The organism is Mesorhizobium sp. LCM 4576 (genome assembly GCF_001854815.1).
GTDB classification, from domain to species: Bacteria; Pseudomonadota; Alphaproteobacteria; order Rhizobiales; family Rhizobiaceae; genus Mesorhizobium; species Mesorhizobium plurifarium.
In genome coordinates this window covers 1-15,624 of sequence record NZ_MDDT01000046.1, presented here as the reverse complement: position 1 = coordinate 15,624, position 15,624 = coordinate 1, and the positions used below count along the sequence as shown (strand labels likewise).

Below are 15,624 nucleotides of genomic sequence, written 5' to 3'. Positions count from 1 at the left end.
CTGTTGATCAGTTGCCGGGATAGGCTGTGCCGGTGCCCAGGAAGCGCTTCGTCGTTTCGCGAGCGGCTTCTTCGGACTGGGCCTTCCGGGCGGCATCCTCGGCCTCGGCGCGGAACTGCGTCGCGAGCAGCGTCTGGATCTGCATCTGCTGCTTGGTCGAAAGTGCGATCAGCTGATTGGTGGCCTGGGTCGCCTCAAGYGCGCCGGCCGCTCCCTGGCTGCGATTGACGAGATCGGCGAGCAGGTCGCCGTCGCCGCGGACATTTTCCACGATCTGCGACTGCACACCCATGGTCTGGCGGAACGCCTGCATGGCGCTCTGCCAACGCTCGCGTGCGGCACTCGCCACATYGCTGACCTTGATCGTGGCGTCGTAGCTTTCCGGATACTGCTGACGCCACTGGTCTTGAAGTTTGTCGAGATCGAAGCTCAGGYCGCTCGCCTGCTCCATCAGTCCATCGATTCGTTGGAGCGAACCGGTAAGCTGGCCGACCGAGGAAAAATCCAGACTCTGAAGATTGCGTGCCATGTTCTGCAGCATGGTCGCCTGGTTTTGYAGCGACTGGATCTGGTTGTTGATCTGCTCCAATGCGCGCGCCGCCGAGAGTACGTTCTGCGCATAGTTCGACGGATCGAACACGATCAGGGCGTAGGCTGGCTGCACATAGTCGGCCATCGGCTTGGCGACCAGGGAAAGCGTGATCAGGCTGGAGAGAAAACGGCGCCGCATCATGATGATTGCTCCTTGTCGGGTTGAGGGAATTGCCGGAGAAGCTCGGCGGCCCAATCGAGGCCGCGCGCACTGAGAAATCGGGAGGCAAAGCTCTCCTGACCGTCGTCGGACAGGACGCTGTCGATGAGCGTCTGCGTGGCTGGGTCGGAGGCGCCGCAGAGCGCGAGCGCGATCGGGCCGAGGCCGAGCTCGAAGAGCCGGTTGCCGCGGCGCGATTGCAGATAGTATTGCCGCTTTGGCGTAGCGCTGGCGACCAGCTCGATCTGGCGCTCGTTCAGACCGAAGCGCTCGTAGGCGGCTCGTCCCTGCGGTTCCACGGCGCGATCGTTGGGGAGAAAGATCCGTTGTGGGCAGCTCTCGATGATTGCCGGCGCGATCGCCGAGCTCGCGATGTCGGCCAGCGACTGCGTGGCGAAGATCACCGACACGTTCTTCTTGCGCAGCACCTTCAGCCATTCGCGGATGCGCGCTGCAAAGAGAGGGTTGTCGAGATAGACCCACGCCTCGTCGAGCATGAGCAGCGTCGGCCGCCCATCAAACCGCTCTTCGAGACGATGGAACAGATAAGTGAGCACCGGCAGCACAGCGCCTTGGCTGTGCATCAGCTCCTCGGTCTCAAAACACTGCACATTCGACAGAGCGAGCCGATCGTCATCAGCATCGAGCAACTGGCCGAAGGGGCCGTCGAGCGTGTAGGGCATCAAGGCGGACTTCAGCGCATTGGACTGAAGCAGGACCGACAGACCCGTGAGCGTGCGTTCCTGCGCCGGCGCGGTGGCAAGGCTGCCAAGCGCAGACCAGATTGCCTCCTTCACCTCCGGCGTGACGGTGACGTTCTCATGAGCAATAAGGCCKGCGATCCATTCGGCGGCCCAACTGCGCGTGGCCTGATCGTCGATTGTGCGCAGCGGCTGGAAGGCAAGGGAGCCGTCCGCCCCCAATGCGTGGTGTTCTCCACCTATGGCGAGCGTTGCGGCACGAGCGGAATTGCCTTTGTCAAAAACATAGATCTGCGCGCCGGCATAACGTCGGAACTGCAGCGCGATCAGCGCAAGCAGCACCGATTTGCCGGCGCCGGTCGGACCAACGATCAGCATGTGGCCGACATCGTCGACATGAGTGGATAATCGAAACGGTGTCGATCCGCTGGTTTCCGCGAAGAGAAGCGGGGGCGCTTCGATCTGGGTGACTTTCGCGAGATGCTCGTTCGCCGATGGGCCGGCCCACGCCGACGATAGCGGCATGAGGTGGGCAAGGTTCAGCGTGTGAACGAGCGGCTGGCGAACATTGGCGTAGACATGACCGGGCAACGAGCCGAGCCACGCCTCGACCRCATTGACGCTTTCACGGATCGAGGTGAAGCCGAGCCCGTTGACGATGCGCTCGACGGCGCGAAGTTTTTCGGCGGCGGCTTGGCGGTCCTCGTCCCACACCGTCACCGTTGTGGTGAGATAGCCGAAGCCGACATGATCAGCGCCCAATGCCTGAAGTGCCTCGTCGGCATCGAGCGCCTTGTTGTCGGCATCGCTATCGACCAGCGGCACCGGCTCGTTGGTGACAACCTCGCGCAGGATCGCGACGATCGACTTGCGCTTTGCAAACCACTGCCGGCGCAACCGCATCAGCGTCTTTGTGGCTTCCGTCTTGTCGAGCGGGATGAAGCGCGTCATCCAGCGATAAGCGAAATCCTGATGGTTGAGCGCGTCGAGGATCCCGGGCCGAGTGAGGTTGGGAAAACCGAGGATGRTGAGGGTTCGCAGATGCTGATCGCCCAGCATCGGCTCCAACCCGCCGGTGAGCGGCGCATCGACCAGAATGCCGTCRAGATAGATCGGTGTTTCCGGCACGGCGACCGGATGCCRGCGAGCCGAGATCGTGCCGTRCAGATAAGTCAGCGTCTCGGCATCGTCGAGCGCGCGTACTTCGGGCATGAAGCCCGACAGGAGATCCAACACGCGGTCGGTCTCGTCACGGAACCGCGCCAGCTCCTGGCGCCAATCTCTTTCGGCTTCTGGATGATAAGAGTCGACGAGCGCGCTTTCCGCCCTCGCCTGGCTGTCCGGCGGCGGCATGAAGAGCAAGGTCAGGTGATAGCAGCTCTCGAAATGTGCGACTTTGCCCTCGAAGGCTGCGCGACGTTCTTCGTCGACCAGCCATGAGGCCGCGTCGGGAAAGCGCGAGGCGGGATAGCCCAAGGCTTCGATGCGTTCGGCCTCGAAGAACAATGCCCAGCCGGAGCCTGGACGTCTGAGCGCATTGTTGGCTCGCGCACAGATGCCGATGAGTTCGGCTTCCGTCGCGCTTTCGAGATCGGGGCCACGGAACCRCAGCGTCCGCTGAAAACTGCCGTCCTTGTTGAGCACGATACCCGGGCCGACGAGTGCGGCCCAGGGCAGATGGTCGGCAAGYCGGTCGGCCCTGCTACGATATTCTGAAACATTCAGCATGCCAGCCACCCCCTCAGCCGAAGGTGGYGAACAACGACGCTGGCGAAGTCCGGATCGCGGCGGGCAGCGAAGACTGCAAGCGTGTGACCAGCAAGCCAGAGGACCAGCCCGGCAATCCACTGCTGTAAGCCAAGGCCTATCGCGGCGGCCACCGTACCATTCAGGATCGCCACCGCTCGCGATRCTCCGCCGAGCAGGATCGGCTCGGTCAATGCCCGGTGAACCGGCACCTCGAAGCCTTCGATATGCTGTTCTGCGGTGGCCATTAGACGAGCGCCCCGCCACCGAAGGAGAAGAAGGAGAGGAAGAAGCTCGATGCAGCGAAGGCGATCGACAGCCCGAAGACGATCTGGATCAACCTGCGAAAACCGCCCGCCGTGTCGCCAAAGGCAAGGGTTAGGCCTGTGGTGATGATGATGATCACCGCAACGATCTTGGCGACCGGTCCCTGCACAGACTCCAGGATCTGCTGCAGTGGCTGTTCCCAGGGCATACCGGAGCCCGCTGCGTAAGCCGGGGCCGTGAAACAAAACGCGAGCGCGGTGGACGAAAGAAAGCGAAGCTTCTTGCGCATAGGTGACCTTTCAAAATTGCTGGAGTTGCGGAAGCGTGAGCTGGGTGACGGCGTAGTCGCCACTGCCGTCGATGCCGGTGACCTCGGCGATCGCGTCGATGCGGCGCGAGGATCCGCGCCCGGCGATGAAAACGATCAGATCGATGGCTTCGGCGATGAGGCGGCGCGGAACAGTGACGACGGCTTCCTGGGCGAGCTGTTCAACACGGTAGAGTGCGGAGCGTGCAGAGTTAGCGTGGACGGTGGCGATGCCGCCGGGATGCCCGGTGTTCCATGCCTTCAGCATGTCGAGCGCTTCCGAGCCCCTCACCTCGCCGACGATGATGYGGTCTGGTCTGAGCCGCAGCGTCGAGCGCACGAGATCGGCAAGCGACACCGAACCCCGCCTCGTCCTCAAGGCAACGCAGTCCTTCGCCGCGCATTGCAGTTCGCGCGTGTCCTCAATCAGGATCACCCGCTCGTCGCATTCGGCCACTTCGGCCAAGAGCGCATTGGCAAGGGTTGTCTTGCCCGATGACGTCCCGCCTGCGACCAGAATGTTGCGCCGCTCGCGCACCGCCTTCTTAAGTGCATCAGCCTGCAGCGGCTGCATGATTCGATCGGTGACATAGTTGGCCAGCGTGTAGAGCTTTGCCGCTGGCTTACGGATGGCAAAGCAGGGCGCCAGCACGACAGGCGGCAGCAGTCCCTCGAAGCGCTCGCCTGAGGGCAGTTCAGCACTGACAATCGGATTGTCCGCATGCGCCTCGGCGCGCACGTGGGAGGCAACCAGGCGGATGATGCGTTCGGCCTCGGAGGGGTGCATATGCACGTCGGTTTCGACGCGACCGTCTCCCAGTCGGTCGAGCCGGAGCGCGCCGTCGGGATTGACCATCACCTCGATGACCAGCGGATCGGTCAGYGCCTCGGTGACCGCCGGACCTAGGGCGGTGCGGAGCATGGCGCGGCGGCGATGGTCGGTTTCCGGATGAGAGCTCATCCTTCCCCTCCCCCGCCATTCTCGTTGCCGAGAGAGCTTTTCCCGGACGCGATCTGCCGGCCGACCTGTTCGACGAATTTGTCGAAACGGTCTTGGGCGATGGCTTGCGTTGCCCGATCGGGGACCGGCGTGTGGGCATGAAGCGTGATCAAAAAGCGGATGAAGAGCGCCAGGCTCTCAAGGATCATCTCGGTATCGTGCCTGACGTGAGCGAGGTCGCGGGAAAGACGGTCGAGCCTCACGCCGTAGCGTCGGTCGAGCTCATTCTCGCCACGCCGCTCGATGAAGGCCTCGACCGCCTTCGCCACAACGGCTGATTTGGTGGTCGATGGATCGCGGCTGAGATTGTCCAGCTTCTCGCTGAGCTCGGGCTCGAGCAGGAACTGATGACGAATGCGGTGGGACTTCATGCGRCTTGTTCTCGACAGGCCGGCGTTGCGCCGGCGACGGGAACAAGCATCGGCCAAGCGCTCGAAATCGCTTATGGCCGTTATCTACGCTGAGATACGCTTTGGCTTTTAGCAGCGCTCAGAAGCCGGGCACGATGTCCTTGTCGTCGCCCCTRCCCTCATTGATGCCGTAAGCACGCGCAGCGGTGGAAACCCGATCCATGACGCGTTTGTCAGCAACCGCCTGGCTATCGTCGTCAGCGGGATCGAAAAGATCGCTCTGATCAGACCGGTTGGCGGCGACGGGTTGTTCTTCAGGCAAACCGGGATGGCGCTGCTGCTGGACGCCTCCCTCGTCTTCAATTGTCGGGCCGGCGCTTTCGTCGTCGGCGGCAAGACGGCGATCGACGCTCCGCACCTGTCCAGTCCAGTCGTCCGGACGTGATGCAGGACCGTCAGCGTAGGGCCCCTCGCGCAATACCGGTGCAGGCAGCACCCGCTCGGTGAAATTCTGGTCTTCATAGTAGCGCAGCTTCTTCGCACGAATTGGCGGCAACCCTGAAACCAGGACCAGTTCGTCAGATGGCGGCAGCTGCATGACTTCGCCGGGCGTCAACAGCGGACGTGCGGTCTCMTGTCGGCTGWCCATGACGTGCGAAAGCCAGGGCGCCAGCCGATGCCCGGYATAGTTGCGCATGGATCTGAGTTCCGTCGCCGTGCCGAGYGCGTCCGAAATCCGTTTGGCCGTGCGGTCATCATTTGAGGAAAAGGCAATTCGCACATGGCAATTATCGAGAATGGCGTTGTTCTCGCCATACGCCTTGGAGATCTGGTTCAAGGATTGCGCGATCAGATAGGCCCGAATGCCGTATCCCGCCATGAAGGCAAGCGCGGTCTCGAAGAAGTCGAGGCGACCGAGTGCAGGRAATTCGTCCAGCATCATGAGCAGTTGGTGCTTTCTGCTCTTCTTCGGATCTCCCTCCAGGCGCTCGGTCAGCCGGCGGCCGATCTGATTGAGCACCAGTCGGACCAGTGGCTTGGTGCGGGAGATGTCAGATGGCGGCACCACTAGGTAGAGCGACATTGGGCGCTCGGCATCCATGAGATCGGCTATGCGCCAGTCGCAGCCCGATGTTGCCGCGGCTACGGTCGGATCGCGATAGAGACCGAGAAACGACATCGCAGTTGAGAGAACGCCCGAACGTTCGTTCTCTGACTTGTTAAGCACCTCGCGTGCCGCCGAAGCCACTACGGGATGCACCTGAGGCCTGTCCGCCGCGCCAAGGTGGTTGGTCGTCATCATTCGCTGCAGTGTCGCGGTAAACGAGCGTTGCGGGTCGGACAGGAAGGTGGCGACGCGGGCGAGTGTCTTTTCCTCTTCGGCGTAGAGCACGTGCAGGATGGCGCCGACCAATAGCGAGTGACCGGTCTTCTCCCAATGATTGCGCCGCTCGAGCGCACCTTCCGGATCGACCAAGACGTCGGCAATGTTCTGAACGTCGCGGACCTCGTTTGGACCTTTGCGCACTTCCAGCAGCGGATTATAGCGCGCCGATCGAGGATCGGTCGGATTGAACAAAAGGCAGTATGAGAACTTCGACCGCCAGCCTGAGGTCAGCTGCCAGTTCTCGCCCTTTATGTCGTGAATGACGGCCGAGCCAGTCCAGGAAAGGAGCGTCGGAACGACCAATCCGACTCCCTTGCCTGAACGTGTCGGAGCAAAGGCCATCACATGCTCCGGCCCATCATGGCGAAGATACCGATCCTTCAATTTGCCCAGGAAAACGCCGGCCGGCAGAAACAGGCYTGCCTTCTCGATCTCTAGCGTCGTGGCCCATCGCGAGGAGCCGTAGGTGGAAACCAGACCTCTTTGCYGCGCGCGCCAGAGTGAACCAGCGATCGCGGCTGCGCAGCCCAAGAACCCGCTGGCGCCGGCAAGCACGCCGGCCTGATCAAATATTTCGGGCGCGTAGGCGTCGAAATGGAACCACCATTCAAACAATTTCCACGGCTTGTAGATCGGCCAGCCGGCTACGACGAGCCATGGGACGCCAAGCGGCGACTGATAGCCGAGCATGTGAGCGCACCATTGCGTCGACGTCCACACCCCAAGAATGACGATCGCGAACACGACGGCGATCTGCCCGACTAACAGCTTCGTGGGCGTCATTGGCTAGGCTCGTTGGTATCGCACGTAGCATCGCGCGGCCAGGCACAATTACGAATGCGCCTTATGTACGATTGGATGCGATGACCCGCTATGTATTGCCGTCAACCGTTTCGGTCGGTCGTTCCATTGTGTAGTCACGAATGGACCTCGCAACGTGATTTCGGTCATGAACGAACTGAATGTCCGGCGACTTATCCAGGTTTCGACCGCGAGCCACCGCGATCCAGAAGATGGCTTCGGCTTGAAATCGAAGGCTTTGGTGGCCCTGTTCAAGGTGATCGCACGGAGTTCCTACGACGAAATCAAGGCGACCGRCCGAATTGGTCGCAGACTCCGACCTCGACTGGAGTGCGAAGTGCATTCCTCAAGGACGGTCCCGCCGCGGGTTAGCGGTTGGTTCCCACGGGAAGGACGAAGCTCGGCATGAAACTGTCCAGAGGACATCTGGCAACGTTTATGTTCGATCAAGTCTCGAGCAGAGAGTTTGTGCTGGCCGCTCCTAGCGTTGCCGACCATTTGTAACCCGACATGGAAGCTCACAGGCGTGCGCATGAACATCGATATTCATCTCGCTACTCACGGTCGCTCGCGAGGAGCCAGTAATCAGGTCAGAGTCCGCCATGGAGTCTGAAATCGTCGCAACCTGCCGAAGGCGGAGCGTGGYAGTGCTTCGGCGAGGAACGTTCTCGACTTCTTCGACAACCGCATAGATCCGACGCTGACCGTCAACCGTGCTTGTCTGTGAGGCGCGCCGTTAGGGCGGCGCTATGTTGGCCTGGCGAAGCATTTGCATCCAAGTGGAACGCTCGGCTTCTGGGCTTCCACAAGTGCGGCTAAAACGAAGAGCGGGGTGCCAAATTCACCCGAATGCATCCTGCTCCAGGACTTCCGTGAAAGAGCGGRCATCTCGAAGTCCAGTCCCAGGCCTCCGCCGCATGTTTCCGATGCAGAGAGCGGAACCGCCGCCGCGAGGTTGCGTGGCGGTCCTTTTCTCCTCGCCGATCGGGGTGTGTCAGGACCGTATGCCGGCCAGGAACCGCTCGTACTCGGCGTCATCCATCGGCACGACATGCTGGGGCGCCGGGTAGACGCCGGTGGCGACGTCCGAAAAAAATTCGCGGAAGGCGGCGATGCGCTCGTGCTGCAGGCGATCGAACTCGGCCGCGAAGTTGCGGTAGGTCTTGGYATGGCGTGGCTTGTGGCCGGCCGTATGCCCCAGCACATCCTCTGCGAAGAGGTACTGCGCATCCGCGCCCGGCCCGGCTCCCATGCCCAGCATGATCAGCGGCGTGCTCCTGGAGATCGCCTCGGCCACCCGGTCAGGCACAACTTCCAACTCTGCACCGAAGCAGCCTATGGCTTCCAGTCGCTTCACGTGGTCCCACACGGCCCTGGCGCTCTCTGCTGTTTTACCAACCGCCTTGAAGCCGCCGGTCCAGGTACATTGCGAAGGAATGAGYCCGACATGGGCTACAACCGGAACGGCGTTGTCGCAAAGTGTCTTCTGGATATCGAGCGAGGCCGCGCAGTAGAAACAGTCGCCGCCCATGCCCGTGCAGCGGAACGCCTCGCGCAGATAGTCCTCGGCCGTCACGAGATTGCCCGCCGCGCCATAGGGAAGGCCGACCTGCACAAAGCAGTTGCCGGCGGCCTGGCGCATTTCAGGGCTGAAGAAGCGACCCTCGATAGAGAGAATGWCTATACCGGCAGCCGCTGCGRCCGCCGCTTCATCCAGCGTCGTCACGTACAGCATTGATATTTTCTGGCCCCGCGCTTTCATCGCGCGGATGTCGCCGACCGTCGGGCGGCTGTTCTTGCTGACCATTGCTGACTTTCTCCTGATGGTGGGAATCTTTTGCTATTCAGCCTATTTCGGCCAGTACTTGTCGAGGTTGCGCTGCATCTCCTTCCGCGTGAAGCGGGAAGACTGCTCCCCTCGCTCCACCCACGGCGCCGCGTTGGTGTCGTTGGGGAAAATAGCTTGACAGCGGACGGGCCTGACAGTTGGATTTTGAAGGGAACCCATCAAAAAAGCAGCCATGGCCAAGACAACCACCCTTGAACAGATTGCTCGGGAGGCGGGCGTCAGCCTGTCGACCGTGGACCGGGTCATCAACAATCGTGGCGGTGTATCACCAAAGCGGGAGCAGAGGGTGCTGGCCGCGGCCCACGGGCTGCGGTTGGATCGCCTGAGCTTCCGCACGCCGTTGCGCACCGTCCGCATCGCCTTTGCAATGGCCTCGCCGGAAAACCCCTTCTATGTCGGGCTGCAAAACGCGGTGGTGCAGGAAACCGGCGCGCTGACGCACCTCAATATGCGCAGTTTCATCCTCCATTTCGAGCRCACGACCCCGGAGGGAATCGTGGCGCGGCTGCGCGGCCTGGAAAGGGAATATGATGCAGTTGTGGTGACCTGCTACGCCACTCCTCTCATCAAGGAGGCACTTCGCCAGATTTCCACCAGGGTGCCGTTGCTCGCCTTCATCAACGACTTGCCGGGAAGCGGCCGCCTTGCCTATTTCGGTCCTGACCACGAACGGTCCGGGCGCGTCGTCGGCGAACTGATGGGGCGTTTCCTCGGGTCGGAAGGAGGCGACATTCTGCTTATCCAGGGCTTCCGCGCGATGCTTAATCAGTCCATGCGCGAGCAAGGCTTCCGCGCGGTGATAGCCGAGCGCTTCCCGCGGTGCCGCGTCGTCGCCTCCCGGGAGAGCCAGGACATTCCGGAACGACCGGGGGAGATCCTGCTGGAGGAGATGAGGCGTTTCCCCTCGATCCGCGGCATCTACAACATGTCCTCCGGCTCACGGTCGGTGGCGTCGGTGCRCCGGCAATGCCGCGATGGGCACCGCATGGCCTACATCACCCACGAACTGACAGCCTCGCGCAAGGGGCTCCTCAAGGCCGGACTGATTGACGCGGTGATCGACCATAACAACACGGTCGCGGCGCGTTCGGTGCTCGCCTTCCTGGCTGCCMATTTCGGGCGGCTGCCGCAATTGCGGTCGGAACCGTTCACACCCTTCGAGATCTATCTCAGGGAGAACAGCTGATCCGCTGCCGAGCGCGTGCCACGACTCCAGGTGTTCGACAGWTGCGACATGAAAGCAATGTCAACCAAATAGCTTGCAAGGTAATGAAACCAAGGATTCGGGGGATGTTTCGAGYCGCGGCGTTTCGCATGAACGGTCCTCGGCCGGCATTGGCAGTCTCCACCTAAAGCGCAACGGCGCCTCTTGCCTTGCTCTACCCCATGATGGTGTAATGTTTCAAAGCCTCTCATCGGCAGTTTATCTGCCTTTCATTCAGTCTCATCTCGGGCCATGGCCAGGCGACCAACAATCACGGATCTCGCTGAGCGTGCAGGGGTTTCGGTCTCGACCATCGATCGTGTGCTGAACGGCCGGCATCCGGTGCGCGAGGAGACCGCCCGCAGGGTCTACGAGGCCGCGAGAGAGATCGGCTATCACGCCGCKGGTCTCATCCGGCAGCGTATCGAGCGAGACCTTCGGCCTATCCGGYTCGGCTTCCTCCTTCTGAAGGAGGAACAGGCGTTCTATAGGGCGTTCGCTCTGCAACTGACCAGAGCGGTGGAAGAAACGCCGGGTGTTCGAGGCATCGTGCATATCGAATTCGTCCGGTCCCAGACCCCGTCCGACTTCGTCAAGGCGCTGGAGACGGTGGCGACGCGCGCGGACGTGATCGGGATGGCCAGYCTCGATCATCATCTGGTGACGCGCGCGGTGGAGACATTGAAGGCATCCGGAAAGGCCGTGTTTTCGCTCCTGTCTGATTTCGCCCAGGGCGTTCGCCACACCTATGTCGGCGTTAACAACATGAAGGCAGGCCGCACCGCGGCCTGGCTAATCTCGCGGACGGCGCCGCAGGTCGGCAAGGTGGCGGTCTTTGTGGGTAGCCACCGTTGGCATGGCCACGAACTGCGCGAAACGGGCTTTCGCAGCTACTTCCGCGAACATGCGCCGCAGTTCCATGTGCTGGACACGCTGGTGAACCTCGACACAAAGGAAGTCACCCACGAGGCGACGGTTACCCTGGTTGAACGGTATCCCGATCTCGCCGGCTTTTATGTCGCCGGCGGTGGATTCGAAGGTGCAATCGCGGCATTACGCGAACTGGATCTTGCGCGGCCGCCAAGCGTCGTTGTCAACGAACTCGTGYCCGAGACCACCGACGCCTTGCAAGAGCATCTGGTCGTCGGTGTCATCGCGACACCGCTCGAGCAGCTCTGTCGGGCGCTGATCGACCTGATGGTGAGGACCCTCCAGGCAGGACCGCTAGAGACGAGTGGACAATTATTCCTCCCATTCACACTACACGTCCCAGAAAGCGTGTAATCCAGCGCCTTTATGATAGAATGAGAGAATAGTGGCATGGATTTGCCGCAATCCCTCTTCGCTGATGGGATTTCGTTTTCGCCTGGTTGACCACAGGAATGAGCTTCGTCAGTGAAGGCCAAATCGGTCCAAACCGCGACCGCATGAGGAGTTTACATGACAGGTCACCCGAAGTTCGCCATGAACCATATGGCAGCGCCGGAACTCGATTGCCGCGCGTTCCTCGATCTTGCGGCGTCGCTCGGCTGCGTGGGGGTCGAACTGCGTAATGACTTGGCGGACAAGCAACTGACGGATGCGGCCTTCTTCGACGGCGAAGCCCCGTTGGCGATCGGCAACTATGCGCGCTCCAAAGGCCTGCGTCTTCTCGGGCTTTCGGAAGTTTATGGATTCAACGCCTGGTCGGACGATGTGCGCGCGAAGGTCCAGCTGCTCATCAACCAAGCCAAGGAGGCCGGTGCAGAGTCGATCAGCCTAATTCCGCGCAACGATGCACCGCAATACAGCGAGGGCGGCCGCAAGGAGGCGCTGCGTCGCTCGCTGGGCGAGATCCTGCCGATGCTGGACGCAGCCGACCTGGTGGCGCTTGTCGAGCCGTTGGGCTTCGTCACCTCGTCGCTGCGGTACAAGGCCGATGCCGTCGCGGCCATCGAGGCGGTCGGCGGCAGCGGGCGCTATAAGCTCGTGCACGACACCTTTCACCATTGCCTTGCAGGCGAGAGCGAGTTCTTTCCTGAGCATACGGGCATTGTCCACATCTCCGGTGTCGTCGTTCCGACCCTTAGCCCCGAGGAGATGCAAGATGGCCATCGAATCCTCGTCGACGAACGCGACCGGCTCGGCAATATCGATCAGATCCGTGCTTTGATTGACAAAGGTTATTCTGGCGCTTTCTCCTACGAGCCGTTCTCTCGCGAGATTCATCGGCTAAACAATGCTGAGAAGGCTTTCAATCTGAGCATGGATTTCATCCGCTCCAATCTCCATTGAGACCCGCGCGGTAACAATTGCTCACTCCCGGATCCCGAGCTCCGGGTCTTTTTGCAGCGTGGGCACCTGCCTGTTCACCAACGGGCTGTCAGTCGAAGTTTTGCCGCAACTTGCTGGCGTGAAACTATGAAGGAAGGAAACGATGTTCAGCTTCGCGCTTCGGGTGAAATGYCGCTCCACCAGGGGGATCGTAGCTGCGATCTCGGGATTTCTTGCCGATCAGGCCTGCAACATCACCGACAGCGCGCAGTTTGATGACGCTGATACCGGCAATTTCTTCATGAGGGTGAGCTTCCGTTCCGAGGGTGGGCTTGAACTCGAAGAGCTGCGCGCAGGTTTCACCCCGATCGCGTCGCGCTTTGGGATGGAAGCAGAATTCTTCGACGAGGCCACGAAGCGAAAAGTCATCATTATGGTCTCGCGATTCGGYCACTGCCTCAATGATCTCCTGTATCGTTGGCGCATCGGCGCTCTTCCGATCGAGATCGTGGCAGTGATCTCCAATCACATGGATTATCAAAAGCTCGCGGTGAATCACGACATTCCGTTTCACTGCATCAAGGTCACAAAAGACAACAAATCCGAAGCGGAAGCGCAGCAAATGCGGATCGTGGCCGGCACTGGGGCCGAGCTGATCGTGCTTGCCCGCTATATGCAGGTTCTCTCGGATGAAATGTGCCAGAAGATGTCCGGGCRCATCATAAACATCCATCACTCGTTTTTGCCTTCTTTTAAAGGCGCCAGTCCGTACAAGCAAGCTTACGAACGCGGGGTGAAATTGATCGGCGCCACATCRCATTACGTGACCGCAGATCTCGATGAAGGGCCGATCATCGAGCAGGACATCATCCGTGTGACACATGCCCAGTCGAATGATGACTACGTCAGCCTCGGCCGCGACGTTGAGGCACAAGCATTGGCGCGGGCGGTACACGCGCACATCCACGGACGAGTATTCCTCAACGGCAGCAAGACGGTCGTGTTTCCACCTTCGCCAGGTTCATATGCTTCAGAGCGAATGGGATGAACGCCCGCAGGATGATTGAAAGATCAGTTACGGATCACCGGTGGACAAACGGTCGCACGAAGAGGGCATCGGGCGAGGTTCGGGCGATCTGATATGGCCGACCACTGCGTGGTGTCACATTGTTGAGCCGAAGAGCCCGCATGTGCTCTGGCAGGCCCATCGAGACAGACTGACAATTCACCGAGCTTAYCATTTTCACGGCGATCTCGAGACAGCGGCCAGGTAGCGGCATCATCGCGTCCGAGTTCTTCGAACTGCAGGYCGCTTTCGTGAACAAACAGATTGACGTTTTCATCGAGCAGGTGCCCTATCGCGATCACCATCGCGTGCTTCTTAGGTATCAAAGGTATCGAACGCAACAAGTGCTCCGCTATATCTCCCTGCTTGACGGTAGCCACTGAGACTCAACGCCCCGCCTCAGAACGTGTCGACGACCGTCAGCACACGGATCTTTCTTGTCCGTCGCGAGCTCATCGTGGACGAAGTCCATCACCCAGACGTCGTTCGGGCCGACGGCTTCCTCCCGGCCTTCCCGCAGCTTCGCCTTCACACGCCGCTTCGGCGTCTTGTTCCTGAGCTGCAGGCCCAAGTCCTGTAAATTCGATAGGATCGCTTCATGTTGATGTCCCAGCCCTCGCACGTGAGCATTACGTGCACGCGGCGGTATCCGTAGCGGACCCGCGTGGCGCAGATGTCCTTGATCCGAGCTTCGATGCCAGCCCTGATCGCGGCGGCGGGACTTGTAGTGAGAGGTGGCGAACTCCAGAACCCAGCATGCCCTTCGGATCGACACGTTCACACGTCTCCGCCACCAGCTCGCGTTTGCGACCAGGCCTCACAGTTTTCGGCGAATGACGTCCTGCAGCATCTCCTTGTCCAAGGACAGATCGGCCACCAGCTTCATGAGCTTGCCGTTCTCGTCCTCAAGCTGCTTCAGCCGCTTCATCGCGGTCGGCAGCAGTCCGCCGTATTTCTTTTTCCAGTTGAAATAGGTCGCTGGCGGATTCCCGCCCGTCGACAGATCTCGGCAACAGGAATCCCGTCCGCTCCCTGCTTCAGAATAAACGCCTTCTGCGCGTCGGAAAACTTCGGGGCCTTCATCATCTTCCGCTCCTCTCAGTCAAGGGATGTTACCGCGGAAAACTCAACTTTCGAACAGTCCAGTTTTCAGGGGTCATTTCTGGCCTCATGAGGCCTGTTTTTCCAGCGTGGATCTCATTGCGAACTCAGCCGGCGGCATGTTGCCGAGGGCCTAGTGTGGTCTGGGGTGGTTGTGATCCTCCTTCCATGAAGTGACGGCGTTGCGGCCCTCGGACAGCGTCGAGAACAGCGTGTTGTTGAGGCGCTCGTCCCTGAGGCTGAGGCGCCCGTTGATGGGGAAGACGGCCCCGCTTCTGAGAAGGGACCGTATACTGGTCCTACACTGCAAAAGGAGCATTCTGATGAACCCAGCCACCGTAGGCCTCGACCTAGCCAAGAATGTTTTTCACGTCCATGTCGCCGATGCATCTGGCAAGACGATTGACAGCAAAAGGCTCACTCGTCGTGATCTCCTGCCCTATTTCAAAGCGTTGCCGCTTTGCCTGATCGGTATTGAGGCCTGTGCAACTGCCCATAACTGGGCCCGTCAGTTGCAAGGGCTCGGGCATGACGTGCGCCTGATTCCTCCAAGCTACGTCAAACCTTTCGTGCGTCGCGGCGCGAAGAATGACGCCACTGACGCGGCGGCAATTTGTGAAGCAGTGACCCGACCCAACATGCGCTTTGTTCCGATCAAATCGCGTGAAGATCAGGCGTTCCTGATGCTGCACAGGGCCCGAGGCCTTTTGGTTAGGCAGCGAACCATGGCGGCGTGTGCGTTCCGGGCGCACTTGGCCGAGTATGGGGTCATTGTCGCTCAGGGAATACACCGGGTCGATGCCCTCATTGCGAAGCTGGATGAGATACGAGCAGACCTTCC

Annotated in this window: 14 protein-coding genes and 1 pseudogene; 5 read left to right on the top strand and 10 right to left on the bottom strand. The window is 60.7% G+C overall.

Features of this window, described 5'->3' with window-relative positions; all coding sequences use genetic code 11:
* Positions 1 to 7: 7 nt before the first annotated feature.
* The 8 genes from trbJ to LCM4576_RS23755 all read right to left on the bottom strand — a co-directional run bounded on the left by trbJ (position 8) and on the right by LCM4576_RS23755 (position 9,117).
* On the bottom strand, positions 8 to 733 hold the full coding sequence (trbJ, locus tag LCM4576_RS23790) for a P-type conjugative transfer protein TrbJ (protein WP_071034931.1): 726 nt from the start codon (positions 731 to 733) through the stop codon (positions 8 to 10).
* Positions 730 to 3,180 (bottom strand): conjugal transfer protein TrbE, encoded by a 2,451-nt coding sequence (trbE, locus tag LCM4576_RS23785; protein ID WP_071034930.1) that lies wholly within the window; start codon positions 3,178 to 3,180, stop codon positions 730 to 732. Before trbE ends, trbJ begins: the two co-directional genes overlap by 4 nt.
* Complete coding sequence (locus tag LCM4576_RS23780; protein WP_071034929.1) at positions 3,174 to 3,446, bottom strand: VirB3 family type IV secretion system protein; 273 nt, start codon at positions 3,444 to 3,446, stop codon at positions 3,174 to 3,176. The genes trbE and LCM4576_RS23780 overlap by 7 nt, the downstream gene beginning before the upstream one ends.
* Positions 3,446 to 3,754, bottom strand: coding sequence for a TrbC/VirB2 family protein (locus LCM4576_RS23775; protein ID WP_040980072.1), 309 nt, complete (start codon positions 3,752 to 3,754; stop codon positions 3,446 to 3,448). The genes LCM4576_RS23780 and LCM4576_RS23775 overlap by 1 nt, the downstream gene beginning before the upstream one ends.
* A gap of 10 nt (positions 3,755 to 3,764) precedes the next feature.
* Positions 3,765 to 4,733 carry a P-type conjugative transfer ATPase TrbB gene (gene trbB / locus LCM4576_RS23770; protein WP_071034928.1) on the bottom strand — a complete coding sequence of 323 codons (969 nt, stop codon included), beginning with the start codon at positions 4,731 to 4,733 and terminating at the stop codon, positions 3,765 to 3,767.
* Positions 4,730 to 5,143: a CopG family transcriptional regulator gene (locus LCM4576_RS23765; protein ID WP_042643597.1), complete on the bottom strand. Its 414-nt coding sequence runs from the start codon at positions 5,141 to 5,143 to the stop codon at positions 4,730 to 4,732. Before LCM4576_RS23765 ends, trbB begins: the two co-directional genes overlap by 4 nt.
* A 118-nt stretch (positions 5,144 to 5,261) precedes the next feature.
* On the bottom strand, positions 5,262 to 7,292 hold the full coding sequence (locus LCM4576_RS23760; protein ID WP_071034927.1) for a conjugal transfer protein TraG: 2,031 nt from the start codon (positions 7,290 to 7,292) through the stop codon (positions 5,262 to 5,264).
* 1,012 nt (positions 7,293 to 8,304) lie between these two features.
* Positions 8,305 to 9,117: a 3-methyl-2-oxobutanoate hydroxymethyltransferase gene (locus LCM4576_RS23755; RefSeq protein WP_071034926.1), complete on the bottom strand. Its 813-nt coding sequence runs from the start codon at positions 9,115 to 9,117 to the stop codon at positions 8,305 to 8,307.
* Between the two features lie 214 nt (positions 9,118 to 9,331).
* On the opposite strand from LCM4576_RS23755, the gene LCM4576_RS23750 reads away from it, so the two are divergent.
* From LCM4576_RS23750 to purU, 4 genes are all read left to right on the top strand, one after another.
* A complete protein-coding gene (locus LCM4576_RS23750; protein ID WP_071034925.1) occupies positions 9,332 to 10,345 on the top strand; it encodes a LacI family DNA-binding transcriptional regulator in 1,014 nt (337 codons plus the stop codon).
* A gap of 270 nt (positions 10,346 to 10,615) precedes the next feature.
* A complete protein-coding gene (locus LCM4576_RS23745; RefSeq protein WP_071034924.1) occupies positions 10,616 to 11,647 on the top strand; it encodes a LacI family DNA-binding transcriptional regulator in 1,032 nt (343 codons plus the stop codon).
* Between the two features lie 156 nt (positions 11,648 to 11,803).
* Complete coding sequence (locus LCM4576_RS23740; protein ID WP_041005532.1) at positions 11,804 to 12,637, top strand: TIM barrel protein; 834 nt, start codon at positions 11,804 to 11,806, stop codon at positions 12,635 to 12,637.
* A gap of 142 nt (positions 12,638 to 12,779) precedes the next feature.
* A complete protein-coding gene (gene purU / locus LCM4576_RS23735) occupies positions 12,780 to 13,664 on the top strand; it encodes a formyltetrahydrofolate deformylase (RefSeq protein WP_071034923.1) in 885 nt (294 codons plus the stop codon).
* Positions 13,665 to 14,084: 420 nt separating this feature from the next.
* Here the strand turns inward: purU and LCM4576_RS35985 are convergent.
* Both LCM4576_RS35985 and LCM4576_RS37785 read right to left on the bottom strand, forming a co-directional pair.
* Positions 14,085 to 14,765 (bottom strand): annotated as a pseudogene (locus tag LCM4576_RS35985) (transposase); the annotation flags it as partial.
* 151 nt (positions 14,766 to 14,916) lie between these two features.
* Positions 14,917 to 15,102, bottom strand: coding sequence for an integrase core domain-containing protein (locus tag LCM4576_RS37785; RefSeq protein ID WP_371410081.1), 186 nt, complete (start codon positions 15,100 to 15,102; stop codon positions 14,917 to 14,919).
* A gap of 1 nt (position 15,103) precedes the next feature.
* Here LCM4576_RS37785 and LCM4576_RS23720 point away from each other — a divergent pair.
* Positions 15,104 to 15,624: IS110 family transposase (locus LCM4576_RS23720; RefSeq protein WP_407067397.1), on the top strand; the 521-nt coding region annotated here is incomplete at its 3' end.

Coding starts and splice junctions, on each gene's coding strand:
- LCM4576_RS23775 (WP_040980072.1), bottom strand. CDS start 3,754: ATGCGCAAGAAGCTTCGCTTTCTTTCGTCCACCGCGCTCGCGTTTTGT.
- LCM4576_RS23765 (WP_042643597.1), bottom strand. CDS start 5,143: ATGAAGTCCCACCGCATTCGTCATCAGTTCCTGCTCGAGCCCGAGCTC.
- LCM4576_RS23740 (WP_041005532.1), top strand. CDS start 11,804: ATGACAGGTCACCCGAAGTTCGCCATGAACCATATGGCAGCGCCGGAA.
- LCM4576_RS37785 (WP_371410081.1), bottom strand. CDS start 15,102: ATGCTCCTTTTGCAGTGTAGGACCAGTATACGGTCCCTTCTCAGAAGC.